Here is a 13,990-nt window from a genome sequence, read left to right on the forward strand (position 1 = left end):
GGTATGCTGTTTTGATAATTCTAAAGTTTAAGCACGCAAATTAAAAAGAGAAATAACCTTAATAAGATTCCTGCCTTCGCAGGAAGTGAACATGAAACTAAACGCTATTATAGTAGAAGATGAAAAAACGAGTAGGGATATTTTAACAAACTATCTTGCTAAATACTGTCCTAATGTCAACATTCTTGGGGAAGCTGCAAATGTAGAAGAAGCCCTGGTGTTAATACGAAACAACGATTTAGATCTTGTTTTTTTAGATGTAGAAATGCCTTATGGAAATGCATTCGATTTGCTAGATAAAGTGGGCGACAGAACTTTCGAAACCGTTTTTGTAACCGCATATAATCATTATGCAATAGATGCTTTAAATGCACACGCAAGCTATTATTTAATGAAACCAATATCGATAGATGAACTCATTAAAGCAGTAGATTATGTAGTAGAAATTAAAACCAAAGAAGACGCTTTACAAGATGCCATTCTAGTCCCGAAAACAAATACAGTACACGGAAAAATTACCATTCCGCAACAAGATGGTTTTGAAGTTTTAGAAACAGCTAACATCTTGTATTGCAAAGCAGACGATAATTATACCGAGATATATTTAAGCACCAATAAAAAGAAGCTAGTAAGCAAAACCTTAAAATATTTTGAAGAAGCCTTACAAGGATCTGGTTTTGCCAGAGTGCACAAAAGCTATTTAGTAAACGTAAACGAAATTACTAAATATGTAAAAGGAAAAGGAGGACACGTAGTATTAAGTAGCGGAAAAGAAATCTTGGTTTCGGCATCTAGAAAATCTGATTTGCTATCGTATTTTAAATAGTATTCCTGCGTTAGGCAGGAATCTCCTAAAAAGAATGAAACTGTTTTTAGTTTAAGAAAATCTAAAGCGTTCGAGCGAAGCAAGAAATTTTTCAACAGTAAAGAACAAAGCCAACAAGGTTTAAAATATTTAAATTTGAATGCATGTCATTCCGAGCGCAGTCGAGGAATCTCAAACTAAAAATAAAAAAGAACCAAGAAGGAACTCCTGAAATTAACTCATGAGATTCCTTTTTTTAAACTAAAATAATATGCCAGTAATCAAATCCGTAAACAACAAACATCCACAAATACCAGAAGACTGCTATGTAGCAGAAAACGCAACTATAGTAGGCGAAGTAAGCTTTGGTAGCCAATGTAGCGTTTGGTTTAATGCGGTCATTCGTGGCGATGTACACTTTATAAAAATGGGGAACAAGGTAAACGTACAAGATGGCGCAGTAATCCATGCAACCTACCAAAAATCCCCAACAACCATTGGTAACAACGTATCTATTGGTCATAATGCCATCGTGCATGGTTGTACTATTCACGATAATGTTTTAATAGGTATGGGAAGCATTGTAATGGACGATTGCGTGATAGAAAGCAATAGTATAGTCGCAGCAGGAGCGGTGGTTACAGCAAACACTAGAGTAGAAGCAGGAAGTATTTACGCAGGTGTTCCAGCCAAGAAAGTCAAAGACATTAGCGAAGAGTTAATTCATGGTGAAATTAATCGCATTGCCGAAAACTATGTGAAATATTCCAGTTGGTTTAAATAATAAAATAACAAGGGAGAGCAGATTAAAAATAGTAATTATGGCGTTACCACAAGGGTCGCGCTTTCCGTTATATCTTTTTTTCGTGTTCTCGATACAATGCTCCTTTGTCGCATCACGCGAACTGACGTAAAAAAGGATGCCACTACAATCGCTAACGCAGATAGAGCTTCCATATTTAATGAACGTATTATTGGTGCTTGTGCCTCTCTTAAATTTAAGATAAGAGGATTTCCTAGATATGGAAATTCGGAGCGTTTGAAAGTGTGATTTTAAAAGATTATTCCATAGGAAAAACAAAGTCTTAAATACATTCCTTCCTATAAATGAAAAGTACCAAGAATTTTAAAAATCTAAATATGCACCAGTAAAATCTTCACCTAAAAGTTGCGACATCACTTTAGGGTTTGCGTTAGAATAAAATTGTAAACTAGGTTTATTAGTGGTATTATTTAAAAGATCATGTTGTCTTAAAACGGCTTTCGTTTGTTTCGCCACCGCTTCTCCAGAATCGATTATCTTAACATGACTTGGTAATATCTCTAATAACTGCGGAATCAAATACGGATAATGTGTGCAACCCAAAACCAGGTAATCTATATTGGCATCCAGCATCGGTTTTAAGTACAATTGCAAAAGGGCTTTCATTTCTGTAGACCCAACATTGCCATTTTCAATTAAAGAAACAATACCTTCTCCAACTTGCTCGATAACCTGAATTCCATTGGTGAATAAATCCGTTGTTTTATGAAACAACTCGCTAGATAAGGTTCCTTTAGTTGCAAGAATACCAATCGCTTTTGTTTTGGTATTTAAGGCAGCGGGTTTAATGGCTGGTTCGATTCCAATAAAAGGCACGTTATAATTTTCGCGTAGATGGTCAATAGCGTTTGTAGTTGCCGTATTACAAGCGACAACAATAAGTTTGCAGCCTTTGTTTAGCAATAGTTCGGTATTCTTTGTACTTAAAGCAATGATCTCTTCTTTACTTTTATTTCCATAAGGTGCATATTTACTATCTGCTAAATAAATAGTATGCTCATGCGGAAGTAAAGCATTAAGCGCTCTCCATATAGAAGTACCGCCAACACCAGAATCAAAAATACCAATAGGTTGCTTACTCATAGACATATTTATGTGGATTATAAAAGTAAATAAATAATATTCATTTTTAGGAAAGCGTTATAAATAAAAAAAGCCACCTTTTATAAGGTAGCTTTTTTTTAAGTTATTGTAAATGTATATTAGAATCCTAATTCTTTTTTAACATCTGCAAGTAAGTCTTTACCATCTGCCATGATAACTCCACCACCTTGAGTAGAATCTAACACATAAGCAAAACCTTGTGCTCTAGCTACTTTTAATATAGCCGCTTTTGCTTTTTCAGTAATTGGCTTTAATAAAGCTAATTCTTTCTCTTGCATGTCTTTTTGCGCTTGCCCTTGGTATTGTTGTATGTTTTGTTGCATTGTTTGCACCTCTACCATACGTTTTTGGTTTTCTTCCGCGGTTTTAGTAGAAGCTTCTGCATCGTATAATTTCATTTTGCTTTGGTACTCTGTAGCCATTGCTTTAATATCTGCTTCATAGGTTTTACCTAATTTGTCCATTTCACCTTGCGCAGTTTTCATTGCAGGCATAGCCGCAATAAGATCTTGTGTGTTTATATGTGCAACTTTAGTTTGTGCTTGCATAAAGCTAGTTCCTGCAATAAATAATGTTGCTGCTAATAAAAGGGTTTTAATTTTTTTCATTTGTAATAGTTTAATGTGTGTTATGAATTGTTAATTATCTTCTTCTTCGCCGTCGTTGGCATTATTGTTTTCGCGTTCTTCTTTTGCTTTTTTACGCGCTTCTAATATTTTCTTTTTTCTTTCTTCTAGTGCTTGTTTACGTGCTTCTCTTTCACTTAATTTTTTGGCAGCAGCTTCTTCTCTTGTTGTATCTTCGTTACTATCTGTTGTTTTTGTATCGTTTTTACTATCCGATTCTTCTATTTCTTCATTGTCATCCCCAGCATCATTTGTTTCACTAACCGTGCCTTCTTTTAATTGTTTTCTAGCTTCAACAATACTATCTCTTCTTTTTTGTGCTGCTTCTTTTTTAGCTTCACGAGCTTCTAGTATTTCTTTTCTACGTTGTTCTGCCTCTGCAGCACGAGTTGCTTTTTTATCTTCTAATGCTTGTTTTCTAGCATCTAATGTTTCGTTTACTTCAGGTACAACTTCTTCGTCTTTAGCATTTTTTCTTTCTTTCTTAGAATTTGCTTGATCTCGTTTAGAGGTACGTACAATTGCTCGTATCACTTGTTCGCTAATATCAAACCTATCTGCAGAATACAACATTACTACATCTGCGGACTTATCAAATATAAAATCAAACTTTTTAGTGGTTGCTATATCTTGCACTGCCGCAAATATTTGATCTTGTATGGGTTGAATTAATTGTCTTTTCTGAATCATTAAATCTCCAGTAGGACCAAATCTATTCTGTTGGTATTCTAATATTTCAAGTTCTTCAAAATTAATATCTTCTTCACGTTCTTTAACAAGTTCACTAGTTAAAAGTGTTTTCTCATTACTTAAATCTTTTCGTTTTTGCTCAATTACACCTAAACGAGAATCTATTTCCGTTTTCCATTTTTGAACTTTACCTTCCAATTGCGTTGTTGCTTCTTGGTATTCTGGTATGTTTTCTAAAATGTACTCCGTGTCAATATAACCTATTCGTACACCTCGTTGTGCTTGAGTAGTAGATATGCTAAGCATGAATACAATTGCCAGTAAAAAAAGAACTTTTAATTTCATCTGTTTTATATTTTATAATTTATAGGCCTTATAAATTCTAAAAAAGGACAGATGATTATTTATGGGTTTCTGTCACTTTTAGAATTAAGCTTTTCAAAATTAACGAATTTTAACTTTAAAAATTTTAATTCTTCTTTTAAATAATCAAAATGTTAATAGAAAATATCGTGCCAAAATTTTTTATAATTAAAATTGTTGTCCAATTATAAAGTGTGTTTGCCATCCACTTACTTGATTCCCTTGACCTGGAACGGTATCAAATCCGTAACCGAAATCAATTCCTAATAAACCAAAAGCAGGCATAAATAAACGTAAACCTAAACCAGCAGACCTTTTAAGATCAAAAGGATTGTAGTCTTTAAAGTCATTATAAGAGACACCACCTTCAAGAAAACCTAGCATATAAATTTTGGCAGATGGTTTTAAGGTAATTGGGTAACGTAACTCTAACGAGAATTTATTGTAGATAGAACCACCATCATTTGTTACTAAGCCATTATCATCTAATGGTTGTATAGATTGGTTTTCGTATCCACGTAATGCAACAGACTCTCTACCATCTAAACTATAACTTCCTAAACCATCACCACCAACAAAGAAACGTTCGAAAGGAATAACACCTCTATCATTGTTATATGCTCCTAAGAAACCAAATTCTAAACTAGGACGTAATACTAATTTTCCTACCACTTTAGTATACCAATCTGCTTTAAATTTTATTTTGTAAAATTCTAACCATTTGTAACGTTCTTGGTCAATTTCACCCATTCTTGTATAGGCATCTGTTCTTTGTACATCCGTATAAGTACCATCCGTAGAATTGTAAATTTCTTCCTCTGCATCTCTTTCTTCTGCTAGCGCACCATAATCAACACTATTAAGTAAAGAGTAAGGTATCGATAGTTTTGCACTTACGTTGAAATTAGAACCACCTGTTGGGAAAACGGGATCGTTATAGGTGTTGTTTCTACTTAAACCAATAGTGTATGCCAAGTTATTAGAGTAACCATCACCAAAAGTAAATAAACCAGTGTTATAGTTTTTTAGGTCGTAATGTTGGTAACTTACCGCTTGAGAAAGGGTAAAGTAATCATCTGGGACAGAAAGTCTTTTTGCTAAACCAACAGATAAACCTGTAATGTTAAAACGTTTGTCTTTATCTGCATTTCCAGTACTTGAATCATATAAAAACTGCTTCGAGTGAGAAATAGATGTAGAAAACTGAACTGGCTTTTTACCACCTAACCATGGCTCTGTAAAAGAGAAGCTATAGGTTTGGTAAAATTTACTTGCTTGTAAACGAAGTGCTAGTTTTTGACCATCACCACGAGGTACAGGTTTGTATGCTTTTTTGTTTAGAATATTTTTAATAGAAAAGTTGTTAAAGGATAAACCTAAAGTTCCAATAAAACCTCCTCCACCATAACCACCTTGTAGTTCTATTTGGCTAGATCCTGTTTCTACAACACCATATTGTAAATCGATAGTTCCTTCATTAGGATTCGGGTTTTTAAAGTCTGTACTGATTTGCTCCGCATCGAAAAATCCTAATTGACTTAATTCTCTAATCGTACGTACCACATTGGATTTACTATATAATTGTCCTGGTCTTGTACGAAGCTCACGGTAAATTATCTTATCGTTGGTAACTTCATTACCATGTACGGTTACACTATTGAAATAGGTAGGCTTTCCTTCAGAAATTCTAATTTCCATATCAATAACATTCCCTTCGGCATTCACTTCTACTGGGTTTATAGTAGAAAATAAATAACCAAAATTTTGATATAGATTAGTTAAATCGTCTGCATCTGGTTTTGAGTTATCTGCAATTCGTTCTTGTAATAAGACACCATTATAAGTTTCGCCTTTATTTACACGTAAAACTCTTTTTAATTGTTCGTCTGTATATACCGTGTTACCAATAAAAGAAATATCACCAAAGCTATATTTTTCTCCTTCTTCTAGGTTAATATTTAAAGTTACTGTATTATCATTATTTATTATTAAGCTATCTGATAACACTCTGGCATCTCTATAACCGTTTTCTTTATACTTGTTTATTAAACTTGTTAAATCGGCTTTGTAGTCTTCTTCTATGTATTTGGAACGCTTCCATACTCTAAAGTAGTTTCTTTCTTTAGTGTTCTTCATCGCATTACGAAGCTTGCTTTCTTTTAAAACAGAGTTCCCTGTGTATACAATCTCTTTTACTTTTACCTTTTTACCTTTATCTATTGCTAAAACCATATTGACTTTAGCTTTATTTATAGAATCTGTTGCTTCCGCTTCTACCGTATTAATATGCGCTTTAGCGTTATAAAATCCATCTTTTTTGTACTTGTTTTGTAGATAGTTTTTTGTTGTAGTTACTAAGTTTTCTGTAACCTTAACTCCTTTTTGAAGTTTGTTTTCTTTAATTATAGTTTCTTTTTTACCTTTTTTTACTCCAGTAATTTTAATATCATTAAGCTCTGGTAAATCCGATAGTCTTATTTCTAAATAAGCACTGTTGTCTTCTATTTTTAATAGGTAGATATCTATATCGTTAAAAAGATTAGAGTTCCATAGTTTTTTTATGGCACTACTTATGTCTTCCCCAGGGATTTGCACTTCACTTCCTTTTCTTAATCCAGAATAGGTAATAATGGTTTGTTCACTAAAGGAAGTATTACCATTTACGGTAATTTCTGCAATAGTATATTTATTGCCTTTTGTAAATGTAGTTTCTTGAGCAAATGTGCTTAAACTAAATATGGTTACTGTTAGCGCTAAAAAATGTTTAGTAATTGCTTTTAAAGGCATTAACTTAGCTAAGTTGTTCACTTGTTTTCCCAAATCTTCTTTCTCTTTTTTGATATTCTATTATGGCTTCGTATAAATTTTGCTTTGTAAAATCAGGCCATAAGGTTTCCGTAAAATACAATTCTGCATAGGCTATTTGCCAAAGCAGGAAGTTACTAATACGCTGTTCACCGCTCGTTCTAATAAGCAAATCTACATCTGGTAAATTTTGCGTGTAAAGATGCTCATTAATAACTGATTCATCAATATTTTCGGGCGAAATTATATTATTTTTAACTTTAATTGCTATTTTTTTAACGGTATTTAGTATTTCTTCTCTAGAACCATAGCTTAAAGCTAAAGTAAGCGTCATTCTATTGTTTGTTTTTGTTTTGTCAATAACTTCAAGAAGTTCGCGATATGCTTTTTTAGGTAAGGCTTCTAGATTACCAATGGCCGCTAATTTGATGTTATTCTTTTGAAGTGTTTTTATTTCTTTCTTTAAAGCAGAAACTAATAGCTTCATTAAAGTTTGTACTTCTAGTTTTGGTCTATTCCAGTTTTCTGTTGAAAAAGCATAAAGTGTTAGGTTTTCAATACCTAATTCTGCTGTTGCTTCCACCGTTTCTCGAACAGATTTTGTGCCATTTTCATGTCCAAAAGCACGAAGCATACCTTTCTGTTTTGCCCATCGTCCATTACCATCCATTATAATAGCTAGATGTTTTGGTAATTTATCTATATTTATTTTTTCTTTCAAATCCATTTAAAAGGAGCAATAGCAAGGTGTTTCGCCAAATGTGTAGGTTAATGTAAAACCAGTAAATACATACCAGTCATTATTATTTAAGTTACCAAAAGCAAATCTATCATAAGCTTCTTCGGCATCTGGTACACTACCGTCAATTTCATCGGTAAAAGTATAGCGTGCTCCAATTTCTCCTGCAAGTATCAGATTTTGTGCTATTTGATGCTTGTATCCTAAAACCATAGGAATAGCATAAGCTATACTAGAGGTGTCATCATCTATTAATTCACCATTAAAATTAAAGTGAAAATTATTATGTTTTGCTACTGCAATTCCTGTATATAAATAAGGTGTAGAATTCGTTTTTCTACTATGTAAATTGAAATCTAAGAAGGTGAATTCGATTCCTGCCGAAGCTTCAATTACGGAATTGTTAAATTTGTAACCTCTTTCTTTTCTTCTAGGATCGTTAGATTTACTATCGTCTGCTTCTAGTTCTGAGTATATTAAGGAGAACCTAAAAGAATGCCTTGCACTTCTATTCCATTTAAAAATCCCTCCAATTGCTGGTTGGTTTGGCGAAATATACTTCGAGGAACCAACATCACCAATAAAATTACTACCACCAGCGAACACACCTATTTCATAAGTTTGTGCTTGCGATAGCTGAAAAGTTAAAGCAGTTATTAAAATAATATAAAAATACCTCATATAGAATTAAAGTTTGCAAATATAATAAATAAGATTAGCCTATAGCAATTTGAAACAAATTGTATGGGAATAAAACAGTATTTCGGTTAAAATATTGTTTAATTCCGTTTATCCTCACCCCAAAGTAATTTTTTTCGGAGTGTGTCTAGAAAACTTTCTTCAATCAATTCAAGCATTTTCACCGTAAAGGATGCTTTTTTAATTTTTATAATAGTATTATTATTTAGTGTGGCTATTCTAGAATCTAAGGAAACTAAATGCTGGTCTTCTCTACCATCTACCATTAATTCTATTTCTGTAGAGTCTGGTATTACTAATGGTCTTGCGCTTAAATTATGAGGCGCAATTGGTGTAAGTACAAAACTATTGGTATCTGGTGTTATTACTGGTCCGCCGCAACTTAGTGAGTATCCTGTAGATCCTGTTGGTGTAGATACAATTAAGCCATCACTCCAGTAGGATGTTAAATACTCGCCATTTAGTTTGGTGTCTACAGTAATCATAGAAGTGGTGTTCTTTCTGCTTACTGCAATTTCATTTAAGGCAAAGTTTATTTCTTTAATATCTGTGTTTTCCGGAGTAGTCTCCATGCTTAATAAACTACGTTCTGATATTTTGTAGTTTCCAGCTAAAATATTTTTGAAAGCTTCTGCTATATCATCCGTTTGTATGGTCGCTAAAAAACCTAAACGACCAGTGTTTATTCCTACAATTGGAATATCTAAATCTTGCACGTACGTTATTGCGCGTAAAATAGTACCGTCACCACCAATACTTATTAAAAGATCAAAACTTTTGTCTAGATCTATAAAAGAGGCAATAGAAGTGTTTTTTATGGAATCTTTTATATGATTTAAAAATTCTTGTTCTATATGGATTTCGACATCTTCCTTTAAAAGCACTTTTAATAAAAGCTGAAATGCATCTATGGTTTTTTCAGAATAGTACTGACTGTAAATAGCTATCTTCATCATTACATGTTTAGATATTTATTAAGGTAGTCTGATCGCTCTTTTAAGCTTTCCATATAACTATCTTCTTCATGACCCGAAACCACATTATAGCTATAACGTCTAAAGGTTTGCATAATATCGTTCAATCCTGTGTTTCCAATTTTGAGTGTTATTTGAACCACATCATTTTCCATTTTTGAAATAAAAGCACCTAGTAACTTACCGTCATTAGATTCTACAATTTGGCTTATTTCGCTAAAAGAATAATCATTTACTCCTTTTTCTATTATTAAAATCCCACCAGCTTCAGAGAAGAAAGGAGTGTCGTTGAATAAGCGGATAATATCTTTAAGCTCGTAATAGCCTAAGTAGGTATTGCTTTTGCTTAAAACAGGCATGATGTTCGTAGAGTTCTGAGCAAAAGCTTCTAGTATGTCTAGCCAATTAGTGTCTTCTCTAACAAAAAAGCCTTCCATAGAATAGGTAATATCACTAACAAGTTCTTTGCTTTCAAAACAATGCACATCCGTTTCAGAAATACAACCTAAATAAACATCTTCATTGTTTTTTATAGGAATATGTGAATAGGTAAGCTGATTGAATAGCACTTGCAAATCCCGTACACTATCCTTTAATGTAAGTGGTTTGATGTCGTTTATTATATAATTAGAAAGATTCATTTTTCTTCTTTTTTGCTTCTGCAAATTAATCAAAAAAATAGCACAATAAGGTGGTTCTAGTTTGTATTTTTGTACTATAATACTATATATAATGACAAAACTAAGTGTAAATATTAATAAAATAGCCACTTTACGAAATTCACGTGGTGGAGATTTACCTAATGTAGTACAGTTTGCGAAGGATGTACAGCGTTTTGGTGCAGAAGGAGTAACTATTCATCCTAGACCAGATGAAAGACATATTCGCTATCAAGATGCTTACGATTTAAAACCAGAAGTATACACCGAATATAATATAGAAGGAAACCCAATTCCGAAGTTTATAGAAATGGTTTTAGCAATAAAACCAACCCAAGTTACCTTGGTTCCAGATAGTGTAAGTGCAATTACTAGTAATGCTGGTTGGGACACGATTAAACATAAAGATTTTTTAGTGGAAGTAATTCAGGAATTTAAAGCGAACGGCATTAGAACCTCCATTTTTGTAGATCCAGATGTAAAGCAAATGGAAGGAGCAAAAGAAACGGGAGCAGATAGAATTGAATTATACACAGAAGCATTTGCACATCAATACAGTTTAGGGAATCACGACGCCATTATCCCATACACCGCCTGTGCTCAATTATGTAATACGATTGGTTTAGGTATAAACGCTGGGCATGATTTATCTTTAGATAATATGAAATTCTTTAAAGAAAACATTCCAGGATTATTAGAGGTTTCTATTGGTCATGCCTTAATTTCTGAAAGCCTTTATCTAGGTGTAGAAAATGTAATTCAAATGTATTTACAACGACTGAAGTAAGTATTCCGTGTTCCATCTAAATAATCAAAGTATAATCAGTCAAAAAAATTCGTGCATTCGTGGTAAATAAAGAAATATTACAATCCAATATATTAGGAGAAGGAAAACCATTTATTATTCTTCATGGTTTTTTAGGGATGAGTGATAACTGGAAAACACTTGGTACTCATTTTAGCGAAGCTGGCTTTCAAGTGCATCTAATAGATCAACGTAACCATGGTAGAAGTTTTCATAGTGATCTTTTTAATTATGATGCTTTAGTCGAAGACTTAAAAAACTATTGTGAAGCATATAAACTAGAAGATATTATATTATTAGGACATTCTATGGGAGGGAAAACTGCTATGCTTTTTGCTACAGAATATCCAGAACTGGTTTCTAAATTAATAATAGCAGATATTTCACCAAGATTTTACCCTATTCATCACGACGCTATTTTAGATGGATTAAGTCGTTTGAATTTTGAAGAATTAAAATCGAGAGGTGCCGCAGATAAAGTGTTAGCTAATTATGTTTCAGAACCTGGAACGAGGCAATTTTTACTTAAAAATCTATATTGGATTGAAAAAGGAAAACTTGCTCTTCGTATAAATCTAGAAGCTTTAAAAGAAAATGTAAGCGAGGTTGGTGAAGCATTACCAATGCACGCCAAATTTGATAAAGACACTTTGTTTCTGCGAGGAGACAGAAGTGAATACATTGCGCTGCAAGACGAAGCGTTAATTAAAAGACATTTCCCTTTAGCAAGGATTACAACTATTGCAAATGCAGGACATTGGTTACATGCAGAAAATCCGGAAGATTTCTATAAAGCTGTAATAGATTTTGTAAATTAGAAGATAACTATTAATCTTTAATACGAATAAATTCAATAAACAAACTATGAACTTAATAATAAGACTCTTACTTAATGCTATTGCTGTATTTGCTTTAGCAAGTTTTTTAAATGGTGTAACTGTAGATGGCTACCAAACAGCAATTATTGTTGCAATTGTGCTTTCTATTTTAAACTTAATAGTGAAGCCTATTTTAGTTATTTTAACCTTGCCAATTACCATTGTAACTCTAGGTTTATTCATGTTTGTTATTAACGCATGTATTATTCTTTTAGCAGATAATTTTATAGATGGATTTGCCGTGAGTAGCTTCTGGACAGCAATGCTTTTTTCTGTGCTTTTAAGTATTTTACAATCTTTGTTGCAATCCTTTTTAAAACAAGATAAAAAGTAGGCTAATTTTCAATACGTTAAAAACTTTGTTGTAGTGTAAAAAAGTAGTATTTTTGCACTCCTTTTTAATAGGGAAAATTCTTTAAAAGTTAGCTTTTAGAGTTCTATTAAATGGTGTTTCTCATGAAAATGAGAATCTAAAACTAGTGTTAAATGCCCTTTTAGGGTTTTATATCATTTATAATGAATATTACAAGAGAAAACATTGATGCATTAAATGCAGTAGTAAAAGTGGAAATCGCTAAAGAAGATTATAGCGATAAAATTGAAAAAATCTTAATAGATTATAGAAAAACTGCTAACATTCCTGGATTTAGAAAAGGTCACGTGCCAATGGGAATGGTTAAGAAACAATATGGTAAAGCCGTTTTGGTAGATGAGGTTAATAAACTTTTACAAGAAGGTTTAAATAAATATTTAACAGAAGAAAAGTTAGATGTTTTAGGGCAACCATTACCTAAAGTTCAAGACGAAGTTAATTGGGAAGCTGAAAATTTTTCTTTTGAATTCGAATTAGGTTTAGCACCAGAATTTAGCGTAGATTTAAAAAGTAAAAAAGCAATAACACATTATAATATTGTTGCTGGAGATAAAATGATTGATGATCAAATCATAAACATCCAGAAACAGTACGGTAAATTAATTTCGCAAACTGCCATTGAAAAAGACAGTGAAATAACTGGAACTTTTAAAAACGAAGAGAAAGAAATTGAAAATACAGTTACCATAACTTTAGATAAACTTAAAGGAGCTGCAAACGCAAAGAAATTTGTTGGTGCTAAAGTTGGTGATGTAATTACTTTAAAAACAAAAGGTTTATATAGTGACGATCATGATTTAATGCATGCATTAAAAGTGCAACATGAGGATGCGCATGGTTTAGAAATTGAAGTAACTTTTACCGTTACAGAAATCAATAAACGTGAGCTTGCAGACTTAGATCAAGAGTTGTTTACTAAATTATTTGCAGATGGTAGTGTAACTTCTGTTTCCGAATTAAAAGAAAAGATTAAAGAAGATGCCGAAAAACAATTCGTGCAACAAGGAGATCAAAAACTTTTAAATGATGTTACAGAATACTTAGTAGACAATACTAAATTCGATTTACCAGCAGCATTCTTACAAAAATGGATGCAAACTGCAGGAGAACAACAATTGACAGAAGATCAAGCAAAAGACGAATACGAAAAGTCTGAAAAAAGCTTACGTTACCAATTAATTGAAGGGAAACTAATCACAGATAACAAAATACAAGTAACCTTAGAAGATATTCAAGGGCATGCTAAAAACATGATTAAAGGGCAAATGGCTCAATTCGGACAAATGAACCCGTCAGAAAAAGAGCTTGATGATATTGCTGCTCGTGTTTTATCTAGCCAAGAAGAAGCTCGTAAAATATCAGAACAAATCGTTAGCCAACGCTTATTAGAAGTTTATAAAGAAAAGGCAAATGTTAAGGTTAAAGAATTAACGTACGAAGACTTTGTAAAAGAAGTTTACGGAGATAAATAAGAAGAGAAAATAGTTGCACTTAGCTTATATAAGTGTTAACATACTTTTAAAGAATAAATCCTTATATTTGGGCGTTGAAACTTTTACGTTTTAACGCCTTTTTTAATAGAGCGCATTTAGGCTCTTTTTCTTAAATAGAAAAGCTTAAATAGTTCATAACTATAATTTTATACAA

Annotated in this window: 14 protein-coding genes; 6 read left to right on the forward strand and 8 right to left on the reverse strand. The window is 32.6% G+C overall.

Features of this window, described 5'->3' with window-relative positions:
- The first annotated feature begins 91 nt into the window (after positions 1–91).
- Together ACVCXO_RS18095 and ACVCXO_RS18100 are read left to right on the forward strand one after the other, a co-directional pair.
- Positions 92–826, forward strand: a complete 735-nt coding sequence (locus ACVCXO_RS18095) for a LytR/AlgR family response regulator transcription factor (protein ID WP_452230996.1) — start codon at positions 92–94, stop codon at positions 824–826.
- Between the two features lie 250 nt (positions 827–1,076).
- The gene (locus tag ACVCXO_RS18100) at positions 1,077–1,589 is read left to right on the forward strand and encodes a gamma carbonic anhydrase family protein (protein WP_452230997.1); all 513 of its coding nucleotides are present in this window, start codon (positions 1,077–1,079) and stop codon (positions 1,587–1,589) included.
- Positions 1,590–1,931: 342 nt separating this feature from the next.
- Here the strand turns inward: ACVCXO_RS18100 and murI are convergent, their stop codons facing one another.
- The 8 genes from murI to ACVCXO_RS18140 form a co-directional block, all read right to left on the reverse strand.
- Positions 1,932–2,711 carry a glutamate racemase gene (gene murI, locus ACVCXO_RS18105; RefSeq protein WP_452230998.1) on the reverse strand — a complete coding sequence of 260 codons (780 nt, stop codon included), beginning with the start codon at positions 2,709–2,711 and terminating at the stop codon, positions 1,932–1,934.
- 119 nt (positions 2,712–2,830) lie between these two features.
- On the reverse strand, positions 2,831–3,340 hold the full coding sequence (locus tag ACVCXO_RS18110) for an OmpH family outer membrane protein (RefSeq protein WP_452230999.1): 510 nt from the start codon (positions 3,338–3,340) through the stop codon (positions 2,831–2,833).
- Between the two features lie 30 nt (positions 3,341–3,370).
- Entirely contained in the window at positions 3,371–4,393 is a 1,023-nt protein-coding gene (locus ACVCXO_RS18115) for an OmpH family outer membrane protein (protein WP_452231000.1), read from the reverse strand.
- 186 nt (positions 4,394–4,579) lie between these two features.
- Positions 4,580–7,198: an outer membrane protein assembly factor BamA gene (gene bamA / locus ACVCXO_RS18120; protein WP_452231175.1), complete on the reverse strand. Its 2,619-nt coding sequence runs from the start codon at positions 7,196–7,198 to the stop codon at positions 4,580–4,582.
- 4 nt (positions 7,199–7,202) lie between these two features.
- Positions 7,203–7,943, reverse strand: coding sequence for an isoprenyl transferase (locus tag ACVCXO_RS18125; RefSeq protein ID WP_452231001.1), 741 nt, complete (start codon positions 7,941–7,943; stop codon positions 7,203–7,205).
- Positions 7,944–8,636 carry a type IX secretion system protein PorG gene (gene porG, locus ACVCXO_RS18130; RefSeq protein WP_452231002.1) on the reverse strand — a complete coding sequence of 231 codons (693 nt, stop codon included), beginning with the start codon at positions 8,634–8,636 and terminating at the stop codon, positions 7,944–7,946.
- Between the two features lie 98 nt (positions 8,637–8,734).
- On the reverse strand, positions 8,735–9,607 hold the full coding sequence (locus ACVCXO_RS18135) for an NAD kinase (RefSeq protein ID WP_452231176.1): 873 nt from the start codon (positions 9,605–9,607) through the stop codon (positions 8,735–8,737).
- A gap of 2 nt (positions 9,608–9,609) precedes the next feature.
- Positions 9,610–10,269, reverse strand: a complete 660-nt coding sequence (locus ACVCXO_RS18140) for a CBS domain-containing protein (protein ID WP_452231003.1) — start codon at positions 10,267–10,269, stop codon at positions 9,610–9,612.
- A 91-nt stretch (positions 10,270–10,360) separates the two neighbouring features.
- On the opposite strand from ACVCXO_RS18140, the gene ACVCXO_RS18145 reads away from it, so the two are divergent.
- The 4 genes from ACVCXO_RS18145 (at position 10,361) to tig (ending at position 13,815) form a co-directional block, all read left to right on the forward strand.
- The gene (locus ACVCXO_RS18145) at positions 10,361–11,074 is read left to right on the forward strand and encodes a pyridoxine 5'-phosphate synthase (RefSeq protein WP_452231004.1); all 714 of its coding nucleotides are present in this window, start codon (positions 10,361–10,363) and stop codon (positions 11,072–11,074) included.
- A 59-nt stretch (positions 11,075–11,133) separates the two neighbouring features.
- Positions 11,134–11,910, forward strand: a complete 777-nt coding sequence (locus ACVCXO_RS18150; protein WP_452231005.1) for an alpha/beta fold hydrolase — start codon at positions 11,134–11,136, stop codon at positions 11,908–11,910.
- Between the two features lie 46 nt (positions 11,911–11,956).
- Positions 11,957–12,304 (forward strand): phage holin family protein, encoded by a 348-nt coding sequence (locus ACVCXO_RS18155; RefSeq protein ID WP_452231006.1) that lies wholly within the window; start codon positions 11,957–11,959, stop codon positions 12,302–12,304.
- 182 nt (positions 12,305–12,486) lie between these two features.
- A complete protein-coding gene (gene tig / locus ACVCXO_RS18160) occupies positions 12,487–13,815 on the forward strand; it encodes a trigger factor (RefSeq protein WP_452231007.1) in 1,329 nt (442 codons plus the stop codon).
- The last annotated feature ends 175 nt before the right edge of the window (positions 13,816–13,990 follow it).

The organism is Lacinutrix sp. MEBiC02404, from assembly GCF_053601575.1.